Source organism: Mesorhizobium sp. YC-39, from assembly GCF_025753795.1.
In the GTDB taxonomy this organism is placed as follows: domain Bacteria; phylum Pseudomonadota; class Alphaproteobacteria; order Rhizobiales; family Rhizobiaceae; genus Mesorhizobium.
Genome location: NZ_JAOWPS010000002.1, coordinates 1,123,852 through 1,140,300 on the forward strand (window position 1 = coordinate 1,123,852; position 16,449 = coordinate 1,140,300).

A 16,449-nucleotide genomic window follows, 5' to 3' on the forward strand; every position below is an offset into this window, starting at 1 on the left:
CGGATGGCTTTTCTCAAATCCTTCGGCATAGGCAGGCGCTCCGACGTCCTGGTCTACGACCCCCACAAATTGTCGAGCCCGCAGGTCTTTCTGCTCACCATGGTCATTTTCCTGGTGATCGTCGCCTTCATCGCTGCAATCCTGACCCGTCAGATCTCGACCGCTTTCGTCACCAATCCCGGCCTCAATGGCCTGATCATCGGCGTGCTTGTGGTCGGTATCCTGCTGGCCTTCGTGCAGGTCGGGCGGCTGTTTCGCGAAGTGCGCTGGGTCAACTCCTTCCGGGCCGGCTCCGAAACCACCGAACCGGTGCTGCTGGCGCCGATGAAGGCTATGCTCAGCCGCTCGTCGTCGATGGCCTTTTCGACCAGTTCGATGCGCACCATGCTCGATTCGATCGCCACCCGCCTCGACGAAAGCCGCGACACCTCGCGCTACCTCGTCGGGCTGCTGGTGTTCCTTGGGCTGCTCGGTACTTTCTGGGGCCTGCTCAACACGATCGGTTCGATCCGCGAAACCATCGACTCGCTCGATCCCGGCACCGGTGACGCCGCCGCGGTGCTGGATTCCCTGAAGCAAGGGCTTTCCGCGCCGCTGGCCGGCATGGGCACCGCCTTCTCGTCTTCATTGTTCGGCCTGTCCGGCTCCCTGGTGCTCGGCTTCCTCGACCTGCAGGCCGGCCGCGCCCAGACGCGCTTCTACACCGAGCTTGAGAACTGGTTGTCCTCGGTCACCGATCTGTCGTCGGATATCGTCGTTTCCGATCCGGCGAAGGTCGAATCCTCCGACGAGATCCGCGTTCTGTCGGAGAAGCTGCGCAGCCTCCAGGAGAATGGCGGCAGCCCCAACCCGCGCGTCGCCACCGCGATGGCCAACCTTGCCGACGGCATTTCCGGCCTGGTCAAGAACATGCGCTCCGAGCAGCAGATCATGCGCGACTGGGTCGAGGCCCAGTCCGACGAACAGAAGGCGATGCGCAACACGCTGGAGAAGATCGCCGACGCCCTGAAGAAGCCGGGAGTCCACTGACGTGGCCCTGGCGCGGACGCGGCGCAGCGATCGCCGCATCGACTATTGGCCGGGCTTCGTCGATGCGCTGTCGACGCTGCTGCTCGCGATCATGTTCCTGCTGACGGTCTTCGTGCTGGCGCAGTTCCTGCTCGGCCGCGAAATTTCCGGCAAGGACACGGTTCTCAACCGCCTTAACTCGCAAATAAACGAACTGACCCAGCTTCTGGCGCTGGAACGCTCGACGACGCAGGACAAGGAAGATTCGCTCGCCAATCTGCAGGCCTCGCTGTCGCAGTCGGAAGCGGAAAAAAGCCGGCTCGAACAATTGCTGGCGCAAGGCGCCGGTGCCGGCGACGCGGCCAACCAGCGCGCCACGGCACTTTCGGGTGAACTCGAAGGCCAGCGCCAGATCAGCCAGCAGGCGCTAAGCCAGGTCGAGATCCTCAACCAGCAGATCGCCGCGCTGCGCAAACAGATCGCGGCACTCGAAGACGCGCTCAACGTCTCCGAAACGCGCGACCGCGAATCCAACACCAAGATCGCCGACCTCGGCCGCCGGCTGAATGTCGCTTTGGCGCAGCGCGTGCAGGAACTAAACCGCTACCGGTCTGACTTCTTCGGGCGCCTGCGCGAAATCCTCGCCGACCGCGAAAACATCCGCATCGTCGGCGACCGCTTCGTCTTCCAGTCGGAAGTGCTTTTCCCGCCCGGCTCCGAGGTGATCAACGATGCCGGCAAGGTCGAGATGAAGAAGCTCGCCGACGCCATCATCGAGTTGCAAAAGGAGATCCCGCCGGAGATCAGCTGGGTGCTGCGCGTCGACGGCCACACCGACAACGTTCCGCTATCGGGCACCGGCCGCTACCGCGACAATTGGGAGCTGTCGACGGCGCGCTCGACCTCGGTGGTGAAGTTCCTGATCGAAAACGGCGTGCCGGCCAACCGGTTGGTCGCGGCCGGCTTCGGCGAATTCCAGCCGCTCGATCCCGCAGACACCGAAGAAGCGCGCAACAAGAACCGCCGCATTGAACTGAAGCTCACCGAACGGTGATCCCGCATCACGCGAATTTGTTCGCCGGCTCAACGCTAGGGCGCAGATATCGGGTCGACAAGGCCTGAAAACATTATCTTTTTTTAATTACACTTTGCCGCAGCGCAGTCCTAGTCTCTGTCGCGGGCTGAGAACCGCCGGCGATGAGCCCCTCGTCGCGACGCGACGGAACCGGACGGCCTGCGGCCGGAAGGCAGGACGACCCAATCGCCCCCTTCCTCAGTAAAGGAGACGCAGTCATGCGCTCTTTCAAGACCCTCAGGACTGCAACCCTCACCGCGCTTCTCATCGCCGTTCCGTTTGCTGGCGCCTATGCCGCATCGAGCGTCTTCTCCGGCCCCAGCGTGACAGCGTTGATCGATCAAGCGCAGGGCGTGGAGAAAGGCATCACGGACGCGATGCAAGTGAATAAAATCACGCCGGCCGAGGCGCATAGGCTGCATATGCGGGCTGCTCACATCAGCCAGGTCGCCGAAAGGACGGCCGCCGCGGGACATGGCAGGATACCGGCCACGCAATATCAGCAGTTGCTGCACCAGCTCGATGACCTGAGCCAGACGCTCCGGGTTGACACTGGCAGCGCCTTCCTAATGGGCAACGGCGGCGATGGCGGATATTATCCAAACGGCTACGGCCCAAATCATCCAAACGGCTGAAACCATCCATCAGCGCCCCGCGGCTTTTTTTCGGGCGCGCAAAGGACGCTGTAGCAATTTGATCTTGCGCATGATCCTTTTCCGGCCTTCGGTTCGGGATCATGCGCTAGCTTAACACGAGCGCGATCAGCGCCAGCACTGCCGGCACGGTCTGTATGAACAGGATTTTCCGGCCGACCGTCGCCGCGCTGTAAAGGCCGGCAATAGCAACGCAAAGCAGGAAGAACATTTTGATCTGAAAACCGGCCGCGCCGAGATAAAGTCCCCAGATCAGCCCGGTGGCGAGAAAGCTGTTGTAAAGCCCCTGATTGGCGGCAAGCACCTTCGATGCGCTGGCGAATTCCGGCGTCAGGCTGAAAGCTTTGTGGCCGCGCGGTGTATCCCACAACACCATCTCCAGATAGACGATGTAGAGGTGGATCAGAGCCACCAGCCCGACCAGCACATTGGCGATCATGTTTCGTCTCCCCTCGCGGTCTTGCGCCGCCAAACGACATTGATCACGCACCCCACCGCTTCCGCAAGGTGTGTTGCTCCTGGCATGGCGGATCGCGATCGGATCACCGTGGCAGTGCACCGCTTCAGGGTTGCCAACGTCAGCGCATTGGTATCTTTTCCCTGCCGTTCAAATTCACCGGAACCGCCATGTCCTTTCAAAAACTCGACGACCTCGGCCACAAGCTCGAAGCGCTGGAACATGCGCTTGCCATCCTCGGCGCCGACGAGGCGACGCATATGGCCGTCGGCGGCGGAGAGAAGCGCGCCGAGGCGATGTCGGCCCTTGCCGGCATGCATCACCGGCAGGCCACCGTACCGGAGATCGCCGACTGGATCGCGGCGGCTGAACGGGAAACGCTGAACGAGGAACAGCAGGCAGCACTCAGGGAGTTCCGGCGCCAATACACCAACCTGACCTGCCTGCCCGTCGAATTCGTCGAACGCCAGACCGCTGCGCGCATGCGCTCCGAGCAACTCTGGCGCGACCTGCGCGCCAAGAACGACTGGGCTGGCTTCCTGCCGGCGCTCGAAGGTGTCGTGGGCCTAGTGCGCGAAGAGGCTGCACTGCGCGCCGACGTGCTCGGCCTCGATCCCTATGACGCGCTGATGGAGCAGTATGACCCCGGCAACCGCGCCGCCGATATCACGCCGGTCTTCGCCGAACTGAAGGTTTTCCTCAAAGGCTTTGTTCCCGAAGCGCTCGCCGTGCAGGAGGCGCGGCTGGCAAAGCGGGCACTAAAACCGCTTTCGGGCAGCTACGCCATCGACAGGCAGCGCGAGCTTGGTCTGGCCATGATGGCGGCCGTCGGCTTCGACCTGACCCACGGCTCGCTTTCGGTGTCGCATCATCCGTTCTGCGGCGGCGTGCCCAGCGACGTGCGCATCACCACCCGCTACAAGACGACCGATTTCCTGTCGGCGCTGATGGGCGTGCTGCACGAGACCGGCCATGCGCTTTACGAGCAGAACCTGCCGAAGCAGTGGTCGCACTGGCCGCTCGGTAAGGCGCGCGGCATGGCGGTGCATGAAAGCCAGAGCCTGTTCGTCGAAAAGCAGCTCGGCCGCAACCCACAATTCTGGCGCTGGGCGTTGCCGGTGGTCGAAAGGCACCTCGGCGAGGCCTGGTCGATCGACGACATCCTGCCGCATGTGCACCGGGTCGAGCGCGGCCTGATCCGCGTCGACGCCGACGAGGTGACCTACCCGCTGCATGTCATCCTGCGCTACGAGCTGGAGCAGGAGCTTGTCGCTGGACGGCTGGAGGTCGCCGACCTGCCCGAAGCCTGGGACGCCAAGATGCGCGACTATCTCGGCCTCTCCACCATCGACAATCCGGCCGACGGGCCAATGCAGGACGTGCACTGGCCGGGTGCTGCCTTCGGCTATTTCCCCTCCTACACGCTGGGCGCCATGATGGCGGCGCAGCAATGGGCGGCACTGACCAGGGATCATCCATCGGCCGACGATGATCTCGCCAAGGGAGATTTCGCCGCCATCAACGACTGGCGCCACGAAAAGATCTGGTCGCAGGGCTCGCGCTGGTCAACGCCGGAGCTGCTCGAACGCGCGACGGGCGAAAAACTGAACGCCGCGTATTTTGCCGAGCACCTGAAGAAGCGCTACGGCGCTGCCTGACAGGCGAGCGATACAGGCCTGCGCCATGCCAGATGGCGTTTGCTACTCCGCCGCGCCCCTGAAGGCACTCGCCCCGTTCTCGAACTGCAATTTGGCCAGCCGCGCATAGATGCCGCCCTTGGCGACGAGGCTTTGATGCGTGCCTTCCTCGACGATGCGGCCGCTTTCCATGACCAGGATGCGGTCGGCCTTCAGCACTGTCGCCAGCCGGTGGGCGATGACGATGGTGGTGCGACCCTGCATCAGCCGTTCCAGCGCCGTCTGCACCAGCGTCTCGCTTTCGGCGTCGAGCGCCGAGGTTGCCTCGTCGAGCAGCAGGATCGGCGCGTCGCGCAGGATGGCACGCGCAATCGCCACGCGTTGGCGCTGGCCGCCGGACAAGGTCACGCCGCGCTCGCCGACCTGGCTGTCATAGCCCTTCTCGAGTTTCAGGATGAACTCGTCGGCGAGCGCATCCTTGGCGGCCGTCTCGATCTCGGCATTGCTGGCGCCCGGCCGGCCGAAACCGATATTGTCGCGCGCGCTGGCCGCGAAGATGGTGACATCCTGCGGCACGATGGCGATGCGCTCCCGGATCGCGGCGGGGTCGGCTTCGCGCGCATCGACACCGTCGATCAGGATCCTGCCGGTTTCGGGATCGTAGAAGCGCAGGATCAGCGAAAAGACGGTGCTCTTGCCGGCGCCTGATGGGCCAACGATCGCCACCGTCTCGCCGGGCTTGACCTCAAAGCTCAGGCCATGGACGGCAGAGCGATCCGGCCGGGCCGGGTAGGAGAAGGACACGTCATCGAAACGGATCGCGCCCCTGGCTGTCGCCGGCAGCGGCTTCGGGTCGGCGGGTGGTTGGATGGCGGGCCTCTCGGCCAGGATCTCGGTCAGCCGCTCCGCGGCACCCGCTGCCTGGGCCAGCTCGCCCCAGACTTCCGACAGCGCGCCGAGCGCGCCGGCGGCAAACACCGAATAGAGCAGGAACTGGCCGAGCGTGCCCGGCGACAGCGTGCCGGTAAGCACGTCGCGCGAGCCGAACCAGAGCACCGCCACCACCGAGGAGAAGATCATGAAGATGGCAAAGAAGGTGAGGAAGGAGCGGGCGAAGATCGAAGAACGCGCCGCCTCGAAGGCGGCTTCCACGGCGGATGAAAAATGCCCTGTGACCAACCTCTCATTGGTGAAGGCCTGCAGCGTGCGCACCGCGCCGATCTGCTCGCTGGCATAGGCGGTGGCGTCGGCCAGCGTGTCCTGCGCCTGCCGCGACTTGCGCCTGACCGAGCGGCCGAAGGCGACCAGCGGCAGCACGATGACGGGAATCGCTGATATCACCAGGCCGGATAGTTTCGGACTGGTGACGACCATCATTGCCACGGCGCCGAGGCCGAGGATGACATTGCGCAGTGCGACCGAGGCGGTGGCGCCGACGGCGGATTTCACCTGCGTCGTGTCGGCGGCGAGCCGCGACACGATCTCGCCGGACTGGGCGGTGTCGAAGAAGGACGGCGACAGCGTCGTGACATGGGCGAACACATCGCGGCGGATGTCGGCGACGACACGCTCGCCGAGCGTGATGACGAAATAGTAGCGGCCGGCCGACGCCGCCGCCAACAGCGCGGCCATCGCCACCAGCGCCGCGAAATACTCGGCGATGAAGCTGGTGCTGGAAGCGGAAAAGCCGTGATCGATCATGCGCCGCACCGCCAGCGGCAGGGCCAGCGTGGTTGCCGCTGCGACAACCAGCGAGATAACCGCGCCAATGACCAGTTTGCGGTAGCGGGTAAGATAGGGAAACAGGCGGCTGAGCGGCCTCAGCGAGCGCCGGCGCTCGTCTGCATCGCCACTGATGTTCGCCATGACCGTTTCCTCTGGCCGCCTTTTGTCATGCGCCTCAATATGCGCTTGCTGCGGCCTTGTGATTCAATTCCGGCTGATGTATAGGCTCGCCGACCGTTTTAGAAGCCGTGGCTCCTCAATAGCTGCGGCTTCGAGTTTTAAAAAGGGGCGCATCGACGCAGGCTTTGTGCCCGTCAGCCGCGCCGGCAAGCCAGGAATAGAACCATGAAGACCGACATCCATCCCGACTACCACACCATCAAGGTCGTCATGACCGACGGCACCGAATACATGACCCGTTCGACCTGGGGCAAGGAAGGCGATACGATGAACCTCGATATCGACCCGACCACCCACCCGGCCTGGACCGGCGGCCAGCAGACCCTGCTCGACCGCGGCGGCCGCCTGTCCAAATTCAAGAAGCGTTTCGAAGGTTTCGGCCTCTAAAGCCCTTTTGGCTTTGTCGCAGATCAAAAACCCGCCTGGAGGCGGGTTTTTTGTTGCTGACTGCCAAGCAGCACCAGCATTGCGGACATACGCTGCCTACTGGTCAAGCAACTCCCTGAGCGCCATGCACTTGTAGGCGGCGACAAGCCTGTCGCCTTCTTCTCGCCCGACCGAGATCGCCAGCCGCATCGCCGCTTCTCCCATCTGCCAGACGAGGAAAGCCGTTGTCTCCAGCGCCGCCGGATCGGCGGCGGGCCGCAGCCGCTTCAGCACCGCGGTGAGAAACTCGGCATTGGCCCGGCTGTCGGCGAGTTCAAGTTCGCGCAGCGCCTTATCGGCCTGCGTGCCCGACCAGATGTCGCGCATGACAGGCTCCGCCAGGAACAGCCGGTAGTAGGTATCGACCAGCTCCGAAAAAGCCCGCCTTAGGTCTTCGGCATCAGTGACACCTGCCAGCGCCGCCGAGATGCAGGCCTGGCTTTCGGTGGTGTAGCGCTCGGCCAGCGCCCAGATGATCGCCCGCTTGTCGGGGAAGAACTGGTAGAGCGAGCCGATCGACACCCCGGCCCGTTCCGCCACCTCGCCCATGCGCATGGCATCGCTGCCCTGCTCGGCGATCAGCTCCGATGCGGCGGCCAGCATGCGTTCGACCCGCTCGCGGCTGCGCTGCTGGCTTGGCGCCCGGCGTGGCGAGACGATCTGTCCATCCTGCGAACCAGCTCTGCCTTCCATGAATGTCTCCGAACAGATTCTCGACAAATCGGCTTGACTCACAAAATACGAGGGTTTATCACGTTTTGCAAATGTGAGGATTATTCATATTTCCAAACGGAGGATAACCACCATGAATGACGCAAGCAAACCAACCTTGATCCTTGGCGGCACCGGCAAGACCGGCCGCCGCCTGGCGGAACGATTGACGGCGCAAGGCCTGCCGGTACGGATCGGCTCACGCTCGGGCATGCCGGCCTTCGACTGGCAGGACAAGGCGAGCTGGGCTCCGGCGCTCGATGGCGTCGGCGCCGTCTACATCAGCTACTATCCCGATCTTGCCGTGCCGGGCGCCGCCGAAGCGGTCGGCGCCCTCGCCGAACTTGCCGTGGAGCACGGTATCACCCGGCTGGTGCTGCTGTCGGGGCGCGGCGAAACGGAGGCGCAGCGCGCCGAAGAGATGCTGAAGGCTTCTGGCGCCGACTGGACGATCCTGCGCTGCGCCTGGTTTGCCCAGAACTTCAGCGAAGGCTTCCTTGTCGAGTCCTTGCTCGAGGGCGAAGTGGCATTGCCGGTCGGCAATGTCGGCGAGCCATTCGTCGATGCCGACGACATCGCCGAGACGGCATTAGTCGTGCTGACCCAGCCGGGCCATGTCGGCCAGCTCTATGAGTTGACCGGACCACGGCTGCTGAGCTTCGCCGATGCGGTCGCTGAGATCGGCAAGGCCACCGGGCGCGACATCCGCTATATCAGGATTTCGCATGCCGAGTTCACCGCCGCGGTGGCAGCCCAGCAGTTGCCGGCCGAGTTCGTCTGGCTCATCAACGAGCTGTTCACCGAAGTGCTCGACGGCCGCAACGAGACGCTGGCCGACGGTGTCGAACGCGTGCTCGGTCGCGCGCCAAAAGACTTTTCCGCCTACGCAACCGAAACCGCCGCATCCGGCATCTGGAGCAAGTGACATGATCGCGAAACTTCTTCCCACCCTCATCTTCTCCGCCGCAATCGGCTCGGGCATCGTCGGCGGCGTCTTCTTTGCCTTTTCCAATTTTATCATGCCGGCGCTTGCCCGCCTGCCTGCCGCAGGCGGTATCACCGCGATGAATTCGATCAACATCACCGTCATCACGCCGCTGTTCATGACAGCGCTGTTCGGCACCGGGCTGGTCTGCCTCGTGCTTATCGCCGGCGCCGTCATCGGCTGGGGTCAGCCGGGTTCGCTCTGGCTGCTCGCCGGCGCGCTGCTCTACCTCGTGGGCAACCCGATCGTGACCATGGTCTTCAACGTGCCGCTCAACAACGCCCTGGCCACCGTCGATCCGGCCAGCGTCAACGGCGCCACTGTCTGGACCACCTATCTCAGGGATTGGGTGATGTGGAACCATGTCCGCACCATAACCGCTGTCGTGGCGCTGGGCTGCTTCATTTTCGCATGGCGGTGATCGTGGGCAAAAATGCAGAAGACCCGTTTATGCGGGGTCTTTTGAAGTATGGCCCTTGCGGTCGGCATGGCCGAGATCGCGGCCCGGATCGATGACGTCGCGGACCAGTTGCTTGAGCTTGGCTGCATCCGGAAAGCCGCCGTCGCGCTTGCGGTCCCAAATCAGCGTGTCGTTGCAGGAAATGGTGAAGATGCCGCCGGTGCCAGGCACCAGCGTCACTTCACCAAGATCAGTGCCGAAGGTGGACAGCAGCTCCTGCGCCATCCAGCCGGCCCGCAGCAGCCACAGGCACTGCGTGCAATAGATGATGCGGATTGTGGGCAGTGGCTTTTCCGTCATGTCAGTTCTGCCCGTGTCCGCTCATGCCGCGCTGAGCTTGGCCAATGTCTCGTCGTCGACCTCGAAATTGGCGTAGACGCTCTGCACGTCGTCGTCATCTTCCAGCGTGGCAACCAGCTTCATCAATGATTGCGCCCGCTCTTCATCGACCGGGATGTTGTTCTGCGGCCGCCAGATCGGTTTGACCGATTCCGCCTCGCCGAGCGCGCCTTCCAGCGCCTTCGACACTTCACCGAGATTCTCGAAGGCGCAATAGATCATGTGGCCTTCCTCGTCCGACTGGACGTCATCGGCGCCGGCCTCGATCGCTGCGTCCATCACCTTTTCGGCGCTGCCGGCCGAGGCCGGATAGTAGATCTCGCCGACGCGGTCCCACATGAACGACACCGAGCCGGTTTCGCCCATCGCTCCGCCGGCTTTGGTGAAGGCGGCGCGCACATTGGAGGCCGAACGATTGCGGTTGTCGGTCAGCGCCTCGACGATCAGCGCCACGCCGCCCGGCCCATAGCCCTCGTAGCGCACGGCTTCGTAGTTCTCAGCATCGCCCATCGAGGCCTTGTTGATGGCGCGCTGGATGTTGTCCTTCGGCATCGACACCGCCTTGGCGTTCTGCACGGCAAGGCGCAGGCGCGGGTTCATCGATGGATCGGGTGTACCGCTCTTGGCGGCGACGGTGATTTCGCGCGCCAGCTTGGAAAACATTTTCGACCGCACCGCATCCTGGCGGCCCTTGCGGTGCATGATGTTCTTGAACTGTGAATGGCCAGCCATGGCACCCCTGTCGTCTTCGGCTAGAGCATCGCGGCGGGGCGGACAGCCCGGCATCCTGCAAAAATGCTCGAATTCAAATCTCAGAACGTCTCTGCAATGCCCGGATGGGCATACGGCGCGTTCTGTCGGAATGGCCGGCTTATAGATAAATCGGCTCAATTCGTCCAGCCGCGCCGTCGGCCTGCTGCACGACACGCGCAGGACGGGCTCGCCGCAATCGCTCATCCCTCGAGATCGGACTTCAACCGGTCGATGATGCTGATCGCGTGGCCGGCATATTGGCTGATCCAGCGGTCGTGGATCTGCTTGATCGGCAGCGCGTTGAGGTGGTTCCAGCGCTCGCGCCCTTCACGCTTTGCCACGATCAGCTCGGCCTCTTCCAGCACCTTCAGATGTAGCATCACGGTGCAGCGGTCCATGTCGGGAAAGGCCTCGCACAGCATGCCGGTAGTGCGCGGCGCATCCTTCAACCGATCCAGCAATTCGCGCCGGCGCGGATGCGCCAGCGCCTTGAAAACATTGTCGTCTTGCGATCGGCTTGACATGTTATATTTATATAACATATTCTTGAGTCAATCAAGGAAGGAGCTGTGGATATGTCTCTTGGATTCAGGGTTTCCGGACGCATCGGCAAGCCGGTCGCCGAAGTCTTCGACGCGGTCGTCAATCCAAACAAACTGAGCGGCTATTTCACCACCATTGGCGGCGCCAGCGCACCGCTTGCGGCCGGCACGGGCGTCGTCTGGTGGGGCAAGGTCCCGGTCGAGGTCGACGAGGTGACGAAGGACAGCCGCATCGTGCTGCGCTGGGACGCCACCGACGCCGACGGCAAGCCGGCCTACAAGACGCGCATCGAGATGAATTTCGAGCCACTGGACGATGGCGGCACTTTCGTCACCATTGCCGAGACCGGCTGGCACGAGGACGCGGTCGGCCTGAAGAAATCCTACCTAAATTGCGAAGGCTGGTCGCAAATGCTGGCCTGCATGAAGGCCTATGTCGAATACGGCGTCAATTTGCGCGACGGCTACTATCGCAGCGAGATGAAGGGCGAGCCCGCCAACGAGACCAATATTTGAGCGTCCGTGAGAAAGAAGGAGGCCCGCGATGAGGAAAGTAACGCCGCTCCTGATGTTCGAGGGCAAGGCCGAGGAGGCAATGGCCCTCTATTGCGAGACCATTCCCGACAGCAGCATCCTTGACGTCACACGTTACGGCCCCGGCGAAGACGGCCCGGAGGGAGTAGTCAAGCTGGCTCGCCTGTCCATAGGTGGCAGCCTGGACGTAATGGTCTTCAACAGCCCCGTGCACCATGCCTTCACGTTCACGCCATCGGTCTCACTCTATGTGGACTGTTCTTCCGAGGAGGAACTGAACCGCATTGTCGAGACACTGGCAAAGGGCGGCGGGTTCCTGATGCCACCCGACAATTATGGCTTCAGCCGCCGTTTCGCATGGCTGAACGACAGGTTCGGAGTCTCTTGGCAGATCAATCTGGCATAGCGAGGTCTGGGCCAAGTCGGCCAACAACATCTGAACACGATAACGGAGCCAGCAATGAGCGCGAAAATCACCGGCGGCATCAACATCGCCATGAAAGTGCCGCCACACCAGTATCAGGCGACGGTCGCCTTCTACCGCAATGTCGTCGGCCTGAAGCCATTCACCGCCAAGGCGCCGGCAATCGGTTTCGAGCTTGGCCCCAACCGCCTGTGGATCGATGAAGCGCCGATGCTGAGCCAGGCCGAGGTCTGGCTGGAGCTTTTCACCGACGATTTTCCTAAGGCCGCGGATCATTTCGCCAAGGCCGGCATTGTGCGCTGCGATGCCATCGAGCCTTTGGGTGAGGGTTTCCGCGGCGGCTGGATCACCAATCCGGCCAACATCATTCACATGGTGCGCGAACCCGATGCCTGGTGAGCGAGGACCGGACACCTGTTGGAAAGGAAGAACAATATGGAAATCCGCGAAACGCCAACCGCCGAAGCCGGCATGCTGATCCGGCGGCCGGTCGCAGAAGTGTTCGAAGCCATCATCGATCCGGCGATCACCACAAAATTCTGGTTCACCCATTCCAGCGGCCGGCTGGACAGCGGCAAGCAGGTCCGCTGGGAATGGCGCATGTACGACGTCTCGACGACGGTCGATATCAGCGAGATCGTCAAAGACAAGAAGATCGTCATGCAGTGGAGCGAGCCGCCGACCACCGTGGTCTGGACCTTCACCGAAATGCCTGGGGGTGCCACCTTTATCGAGGTTCGCAATTTCGGCTTTGCCGGCAATGGCGACGATCAGGTGAAAGAGGCCATCGGTTCAACTGGCGGCTTCACGCTCGTGCTCGCTGGCGCCAAGGCATGGCTGGAGCAGGGCCTGACGCTTGGCCTGATCGGCGGCCGCTATCCGAAGGGTGTGCCGGCGAATTAGAAAGCGCTCCGTCTTGCTCCGAAGCAGCGCCTTGAGTTCAATGCCCGCCGCCGGACTTGGCCTTCCTCCGGCGCCTCGCCAGCATATTGAGCCCTTCGACCAGCGCCGAAAAACCCATGGCCGCGTAGATATAGCCCTTCGGCACATGGTAACCCATGCCGTCGGCGATCAGCGTCATGCCGATCATTAGGAGGAAACCCAGTGCCAGCATGACGATGCTCGGGTTCCTGGCGATGAAATCGGCGAGCGGCCCTGCCGCCAGCATCATCACGGTGACCGCCACGATCACGGCAATGTACATGATGGCGATCTCGTCGGTCATGCCGACGGCGGTGATGATCGAATCGATCGAGAAGACGAGATCGAGCAGCAGGATCTGGAAGATGGCGCCGGCGAGCGAAATCTGCAGCGTCTCGCCCATCATCGAATCCTTGTGATCGTCCGGATCGACCGTGTGATGGATTTCCTTGGTCGCCTTCCAGACCAGGAACAGGCCGCCGGCGATCAGGATCAGATCGCGCCAGGAGAAGCCATGGCCAAAGGCGGTGAACACCGGCGTGGTCAGTTGCACGATGATCGAGATGGTGGCGAGCAGCACCAGCCGCATGATCAGCGCGGCAGAGATGCCGAGTCGTCGGGCGCGGGCCCGCTGAGCCTCCGGCAATTTGTTGGTCAGGATCGAGATGAAGATCAGATTGTCGATGCCGAGCACGACCTCCAGCACCACCAGCGTCAGCAGGGCGACCCAGGCGGTCGGATCGGAGACGAAGGCGAAATGCGGCGCCAGGAATTCGATGAGCTGCATGGAGGTCGTCCCCTCTACGATCTAGAGCAGTGTCGCCGGCAGTTAGGTATTGCAGGCCTCTATATCAATGTCACGACCAGAAGGATGGCGCGGTTTCTTCCAGCCGCGGTCCGCGACGAAACGGCGCGATCTTCTCGGTCAGGCCGGTCCGGTCGGAAATCTCGGCGCCGATGCCGCACAATGTCGCCGGTCCCGTCGCCGCCTCGAAACGGCCTTTCGGCACCTTCGACAGGAACCGGTTGAGCGGCTCCTCCTTGTCCATGCCGAGCGAGGAATCATAGTCGCCGCACATGCCGGCGTCGGAAATATAGCCGGTGCCGCCATTGAGGATCTGGTGGTCGCCGGTCGGCATGTGTGTGTGGGTGCCGACGACCAGGCTGGCGCGACCGTCGACGAAATGCGCAAAGCACATTTTTTCCGAGGTCGCCTCGGCATGGAAGTCTATCACGACAACATCGGCCTGCTCGCCGAGCGGGCAGGCCGCCAGTTCGCGCTCGCCGGCCTGGAACGGATCGTCGAGTTCGGGGTGCATGAACACCCTGCCCATGATGTTGGCGACCAAAACGCGCGCGCCATTCCTGGCGATATAGACACCGGAGCCGCGCCCCGGAGTGCCCTTGGGAAAATTCGAGGGGCGCAGAAAGCGCTCCTCGCGCGGCGCGAAGATCAGCGCATCGCGCTGGTCCCACACATGATTGCCGGTGGTGACGACATCCGCACCCGCCGCAATCGTCTCGCGAAAGATCTCCTCGGTGATGCCGAAGCCACCGGCGGCGTTCTCGCCATTGACGATGACGAAGTCGAGCTTGAAATCGGAGATCAGGCCGGGCAGTTGTTCCCACACTGCCGTGCGTCCCGTCTTGCCGACCATATCGCCGAGGAAGAGAAGTCTCATCTAAGCATGATCCCGAACCGAAGGTCAGTGCAGCCAAAAGTTGCATGACTTTCCAGAAAAGATCATGCGCCCAGGAAACTATCTACAATTGTGGCGCGAACTGACGCAACCCGCTCTCGGTCAGTATTTCCGGGATGATCACGTCATGGTCCTCATCCGGGACCAGCGCCACCTCCTGGCAGTCGAAGGCGATGCCGATCAGCCGCGGCGTCGTTCCCTTGTCGACCAACCTGGCAATGGCGCGGTCGTAATAGCCGGCGCCATAGCCGATGCGATGGCCGCGCGCGTCGAAGGCGGCGAGCGGCACCAGCATCACCGAGGGATCGAGCACCGCGGCCTCCTCATGCGGACCGACAGTGCCGAAGCCCATCTCGACCATCGGCGCGCCGCGCACCAGTTCGCGAAAGACGATGGTGGTCTTGTCGAGTATGGCCGGCAGGCAGAGTCTCGCGCCCTTCTCGCGCAAGGCAAACATCAATGGCCTGACATCGACCTCCGAGCGCATCGGCCAGAAGCCGGAGACGACCTGTCCGGGTTCGACATCGAGGTGGTCCCGCGCCGTCTCGGCCATCTCAAGCGCTACTTCCACCCGCCAGAATTCATCGAGCGCATCGCGGCGCCCGAGCGCTTCCTTGCGCAGCTGTTTTTTCAGTTCTTTTGATGAGGTCATGCGCCGACGGTAGAAAAGGTCAAATCTGGTTGAAGCTTTCGGAGCGACGTTTTCCACCGCATGATCCACCAAATGGATCCTTTGCGTCGAGTGACGATCCACACAACCGGTGGAGAAGTCGATCCCGGGTGCCTACAAAGTAGGTGGGCGCCGTGTGAGAAAACCCACGGGTCTTCCCAGGGACAGCTCCCTAAGGATCGTTAAGGCCCCGGGGAAAAGTGTCTCCTGCCGGGAAGCGCAGACCGTCACTCCCAATATAGGCCGATGGCCGGCCAAGCGCCATAGAAACGGCAAGGCAATTTCGCTGCAAAATCCTGGCTGACAGGCAGCATCGCCACGAAGTCCGTCACGCCCTTGGCCGCGGCGCTTGCACTGGCCAGGCCGTCTCCTTACGGTCGCCGGAAAAACCGAGGAGCAGAGATGCGTTTTGAAGGCACGGCGGCCTATGTCGCCGACAAGGATCTGATGGTGGCGGTCAACGCCGCGATCGCGCTGGAGCGGCCCTTGCTGGTCAAGGGCGAGCCCGGCACCGGCAAGACCGAACTTGCCCGCCAGGTGGCGGCGGCGCTTGGCCTCGACCTGATCGAATGGCACGTCAAGTCGACGACCAGGGCGCAGCAAGGCCTCTACGAATATGATGCTGTCTCGCGATTGCGCGACAGCCAGCTCGGCGATATCAGGTTCAACGACATCAGGAACTACATCAAGCGCGGCAAGCTCTGGGAAGCCTTCGCGACAGCCAAGAAGGTCGTGCTTTTGATCGACGAGATCGACAAGGCCGACATCGAATTCCCCAACGACCTCTTGCAGGAACTCGATAGGATGGAATTCTTCGTCTACGAGACCGGCGATACGATCCGCGCGGCAGTCAGGCCAATCGTCATCATCACCTCCAACAACGAGAAGGAACTGCCGGACGCCTTCCTGCGCCGCTGCTTCTTCCACTATATCCGCTTCCCCGATGTCGACACGCTGCACCGGATCGTCGACGTGCATTATCCCGGCATCAAGCAGCGCCTGGTGCGCGCCGCGCTCACCCAGTTCTACGAGATCCGCGAGGTGCCGGGACTGAAGAAGAAGCCCTCGACTTCCGAAGCGCTCGACTGGATCAGGCTGCTGGTTGCCGACGACATCGCGCCGGAGGATCTGCGTGGCGACTCGAAGAACGCGCTGCCCAAACTGCACGGCGCATTGCTGAAGAACGAACAGGACGTGCATCTATTCGAGCGGCTGGCCTTCATGGCGAGACGGCAGCAGTAGCGGTTTC

Annotated in this window: 21 protein-coding genes and 1 other RNA gene; 12 read left to right on the forward strand and 10 right to left on the reverse strand. The window is 62.6% G+C overall.

What is annotated here, in order from left to right:
• Positions 1-3: 3 nt before the first annotated feature.
• The 3 genes from OHD62_RS14930 (at position 4) to OHD62_RS14940 (ending at position 2,718) form a co-directional block, all read left to right on the forward strand.
• Complete coding sequence (locus tag OHD62_RS14930; protein WP_263783548.1) at positions 4-1,029, forward strand: MotA/TolQ/ExbB proton channel family protein; 1,026 nt, start codon at positions 4-6, stop codon at positions 1,027-1,029.
• A 1-nt stretch (position 1,030) separates the two neighbouring features.
• Positions 1,031-2,062 (forward strand): peptidoglycan -binding protein, encoded by a 1,032-nt coding sequence (locus OHD62_RS14935; protein WP_263783549.1) that lies wholly within the window; start codon positions 1,031-1,033, stop codon positions 2,060-2,062.
• Between the two features lie 239 nt (positions 2,063-2,301).
• Positions 2,302-2,718: a hypothetical protein gene (locus OHD62_RS14940; RefSeq protein WP_263783550.1), complete on the forward strand. Its 417-nt coding sequence runs from the start codon at positions 2,302-2,304 to the stop codon at positions 2,716-2,718.
• A 106-nt stretch (positions 2,719-2,824) separates the two neighbouring features.
• Here OHD62_RS14940 and OHD62_RS14945 read toward each other — a convergent pair whose 3' ends face one another.
• On the reverse strand, positions 2,825-3,175 hold the full coding sequence (locus OHD62_RS14945) for a DUF1304 domain-containing protein (RefSeq protein ID WP_263783551.1): 351 nt from the start codon (positions 3,173-3,175) through the stop codon (positions 2,825-2,827).
• A gap of 188 nt (positions 3,176-3,363) precedes the next feature.
• On the opposite strand from OHD62_RS14945, the gene OHD62_RS14950 reads away from it, so the two are divergent.
• On the forward strand, positions 3,364-4,851 hold the full coding sequence (locus OHD62_RS14950) for a carboxypeptidase M32 (RefSeq protein WP_263783552.1): 1,488 nt from the start codon (positions 3,364-3,366) through the stop codon (positions 4,849-4,851).
• A 42-nt stretch (positions 4,852-4,893) separates the two neighbouring features.
• On the opposite strand, the gene OHD62_RS14955 is transcribed toward OHD62_RS14950, so the two are convergent.
• Complete coding sequence (locus tag OHD62_RS14955) at positions 4,894-6,696, reverse strand: ABC transporter transmembrane domain-containing protein (RefSeq protein ID WP_263783553.1); 1,803 nt, start codon at positions 6,694-6,696, stop codon at positions 4,894-4,896.
• A 204-nt stretch (positions 6,697-6,900) separates the two neighbouring features.
• Between OHD62_RS14955 and rpmE the strand changes: the two genes are divergently transcribed.
• The gene (gene rpmE, locus OHD62_RS14960; protein WP_006327661.1) at positions 6,901-7,122 is read left to right on the forward strand and encodes a 50S ribosomal protein L31; all 222 of its coding nucleotides are present in this window, start codon (positions 6,901-6,903) and stop codon (positions 7,120-7,122) included.
• A gap of 96 nt (positions 7,123-7,218) precedes the next feature.
• Here rpmE and OHD62_RS14965 read toward each other — a convergent pair whose 3' ends face one another.
• The gene (locus tag OHD62_RS14965; protein ID WP_263783554.1) at positions 7,219-7,854 is read right to left on the reverse strand and encodes a TetR/AcrR family transcriptional regulator; all 636 of its coding nucleotides are present in this window, start codon (positions 7,852-7,854) and stop codon (positions 7,219-7,221) included.
• Between the two features lie 112 nt (positions 7,855-7,966).
• Between OHD62_RS14965 and OHD62_RS14970 the strand changes: the two genes are divergently transcribed.
• Complete coding sequence (locus OHD62_RS14970) at positions 7,967-8,797, forward strand: NAD(P)H-binding protein (protein ID WP_263783555.1); 831 nt, start codon at positions 7,967-7,969, stop codon at positions 8,795-8,797.
• A 1-nt stretch (position 8,798) separates the two neighbouring features.
• Complete coding sequence (locus OHD62_RS14975) at positions 8,799-9,278, forward strand: DUF1772 domain-containing protein (RefSeq protein WP_263783556.1); 480 nt, start codon at positions 8,799-8,801, stop codon at positions 9,276-9,278.
• A gap of 27 nt (positions 9,279-9,305) precedes the next feature.
• Here OHD62_RS14975 and OHD62_RS14980 read toward each other — a convergent pair whose 3' ends face one another.
• The 3 genes from OHD62_RS14980 to OHD62_RS14990 form a co-directional block, all read right to left on the reverse strand.
• Entirely contained in the window at positions 9,306-9,617 is a 312-nt protein-coding gene (locus OHD62_RS14980) for a SelT/SelW/SelH family protein (RefSeq protein ID WP_263783557.1), read from the reverse strand.
• Between the two features lie 21 nt (positions 9,618-9,638).
• On the reverse strand, positions 9,639-10,388 hold the full coding sequence (locus OHD62_RS14985) for a YebC/PmpR family DNA-binding transcriptional regulator (protein WP_263783558.1): 750 nt from the start codon (positions 10,386-10,388) through the stop codon (positions 9,639-9,641).
• A gap of 221 nt (positions 10,389-10,609) precedes the next feature.
• Positions 10,610-10,933: an ArsR/SmtB family transcription factor gene (locus OHD62_RS14990; RefSeq protein WP_263783559.1), complete on the reverse strand. Its 324-nt coding sequence runs from the start codon at positions 10,931-10,933 to the stop codon at positions 10,610-10,612.
• A gap of 51 nt (positions 10,934-10,984) precedes the next feature.
• Here OHD62_RS14990 and OHD62_RS14995 point away from each other — a divergent pair, with 51 nt between their 5' ends.
• Genes OHD62_RS14995 through OHD62_RS15010 form a run of 4 tightly spaced genes read left to right on the forward strand, consistent with a single transcriptional unit; the run spans position 10,985 to position 12,812 of the window.
• Positions 10,985-11,467, forward strand: a complete 483-nt coding sequence (locus tag OHD62_RS14995) for an SRPBCC domain-containing protein (protein WP_263783560.1) — start codon at positions 10,985-10,987, stop codon at positions 11,465-11,467.
• Positions 11,468-11,495: 28 nt separating this feature from the next.
• On the forward strand, positions 11,496-11,891 hold the full coding sequence (locus tag OHD62_RS15000; RefSeq protein WP_263783561.1) for a VOC family protein: 396 nt from the start codon (positions 11,496-11,498) through the stop codon (positions 11,889-11,891).
• A gap of 54 nt (positions 11,892-11,945) precedes the next feature.
• Entirely contained in the window at positions 11,946-12,308 is a 363-nt protein-coding gene (locus tag OHD62_RS15005; RefSeq protein ID WP_263783562.1) for a hypothetical protein, read from the forward strand.
• Between the two features lie 36 nt (positions 12,309-12,344).
• Positions 12,345-12,812, forward strand: coding sequence for an SRPBCC family protein (locus OHD62_RS15010; protein ID WP_263783563.1), 468 nt, complete (start codon positions 12,345-12,347; stop codon positions 12,810-12,812).
• A 37-nt stretch (positions 12,813-12,849) separates the two neighbouring features.
• On the opposite strand, the gene OHD62_RS15015 is transcribed toward OHD62_RS15010, so the two are convergent.
• From OHD62_RS15015 to ssrS, 4 genes are all read right to left on the reverse strand, one after another.
• A complete protein-coding gene (locus OHD62_RS15015; protein ID WP_263783564.1) occupies positions 12,850-13,617 on the reverse strand; it encodes a TerC family protein in 768 nt (255 codons plus the stop codon).
• Positions 13,618-13,687: 70 nt separating this feature from the next.
• Complete coding sequence (locus OHD62_RS15020; protein WP_263783565.1) at positions 13,688-14,512, reverse strand: YmdB family metallophosphoesterase; 825 nt, start codon at positions 14,510-14,512, stop codon at positions 13,688-13,690.
• 82 nt (positions 14,513-14,594) lie between these two features.
• Positions 14,595-15,182, reverse strand: coding sequence for a 5-formyltetrahydrofolate cyclo-ligase (locus OHD62_RS15025; protein WP_263783566.1), 588 nt, complete (start codon positions 15,180-15,182; stop codon positions 14,595-14,597).
• A 91-nt stretch (positions 15,183-15,273) separates the two neighbouring features.
• Positions 15,274-15,429, reverse strand: a non-coding RNA gene (gene ssrS, locus OHD62_RS15030) — 6S RNA.
• A gap of 173 nt (positions 15,430-15,602) precedes the next feature.
• Here ssrS and OHD62_RS15035 point away from each other — a divergent pair.
• Positions 15,603-16,442 carry an AAA family ATPase gene (locus OHD62_RS15035; protein ID WP_263783567.1) on the forward strand — a complete coding sequence of 280 codons (840 nt, stop codon included), beginning with the start codon at positions 15,603-15,605 and terminating at the stop codon, positions 16,440-16,442.
• The last annotated feature ends 7 nt before the right edge of the window (positions 16,443-16,449 follow it).

Coding starts and splice junctions, on each gene's coding strand:
- OHD62_RS14985 (WP_263783558.1), bottom strand. CDS start 10,388: ATGGCTGGCCATTCACAGTTCAAGAACATCATGCACCGCAAGGGCCGC.
- OHD62_RS14945 (WP_263783551.1), bottom strand. CDS start 3,175: ATGATCGCCAATGTGCTGGTCGGGCTGGTGGCTCTGATCCACCTCTAC.
- OHD62_RS15010 (WP_263783563.1), top strand. CDS start 12,345: ATGGAAATCCGCGAAACGCCAACCGCCGAAGCCGGCATGCTGATCCGG.
- OHD62_RS14965 (WP_263783554.1), bottom strand. CDS start 7,854: ATGGAAGGCAGAGCTGGTTCGCAGGATGGACAGATCGTCTCGCCACGC.
- OHD62_RS14950 (WP_263783552.1), top strand. CDS start 3,364: ATGTCCTTTCAAAAACTCGACGACCTCGGCCACAAGCTCGAAGCGCTG.
- OHD62_RS15020 (WP_263783565.1), bottom strand. CDS start 14,512: ATGAGACTTCTCTTCCTCGGCGATATGGTCGGCAAGACGGGACGCACG.
- OHD62_RS15035 (WP_263783567.1), top strand. CDS start 15,603: ATGCGTTTTGAAGGCACGGCGGCCTATGTCGCCGACAAGGATCTGATG.
- OHD62_RS14970 (WP_263783555.1), top strand. CDS start 7,967: ATGAATGACGCAAGCAAACCAACCTTGATCCTTGGCGGCACCGGCAAG.
- rpmE (WP_006327661.1), top strand. CDS start 6,901: ATGAAGACCGACATCCATCCCGACTACCACACCATCAAGGTCGTCATG.
- OHD62_RS14940 (WP_263783550.1), top strand. CDS start 2,302: ATGCGCTCTTTCAAGACCCTCAGGACTGCAACCCTCACCGCGCTTCTC.
- OHD62_RS15005 (WP_263783562.1), top strand. CDS start 11,946: ATGAGCGCGAAAATCACCGGCGGCATCAACATCGCCATGAAAGTGCCG.
- OHD62_RS14930 (WP_263783548.1), top strand. CDS start 4: ATGGCTTTTCTCAAATCCTTCGGCATAGGCAGGCGCTCCGACGTCCTG.
- OHD62_RS14980 (WP_263783557.1), bottom strand. CDS start 9,617: ATGACGGAAAAGCCACTGCCCACAATCCGCATCATCTATTGCACGCAG.
- OHD62_RS14955 (WP_263783553.1), bottom strand. CDS start 6,696: ATGGCGAACATCAGTGGCGATGCAGACGAGCGCCGGCGCTCGCTGAGG.
- OHD62_RS15025 (WP_263783566.1), bottom strand. CDS start 15,182: ATGACCTCATCAAAAGAACTGAAAAAACAGCTGCGCAAGGAAGCGCTC.
- OHD62_RS14975 (WP_263783556.1), top strand. CDS start 8,799: ATGATCGCGAAACTTCTTCCCACCCTCATCTTCTCCGCCGCAATCGGC.
- OHD62_RS15015 (WP_263783564.1), bottom strand. CDS start 13,617: ATGCAGCTCATCGAATTCCTGGCGCCGCATTTCGCCTTCGTCTCCGAT.
- OHD62_RS14995 (WP_263783560.1), top strand. CDS start 10,985: ATGTCTCTTGGATTCAGGGTTTCCGGACGCATCGGCAAGCCGGTCGCC.
- OHD62_RS15000 (WP_263783561.1), top strand. CDS start 11,496: ATGAGGAAAGTAACGCCGCTCCTGATGTTCGAGGGCAAGGCCGAGGAG.
- OHD62_RS14990 (WP_263783559.1), bottom strand. CDS start 10,933: ATGTCAAGCCGATCGCAAGACGACAATGTTTTCAAGGCGCTGGCGCAT.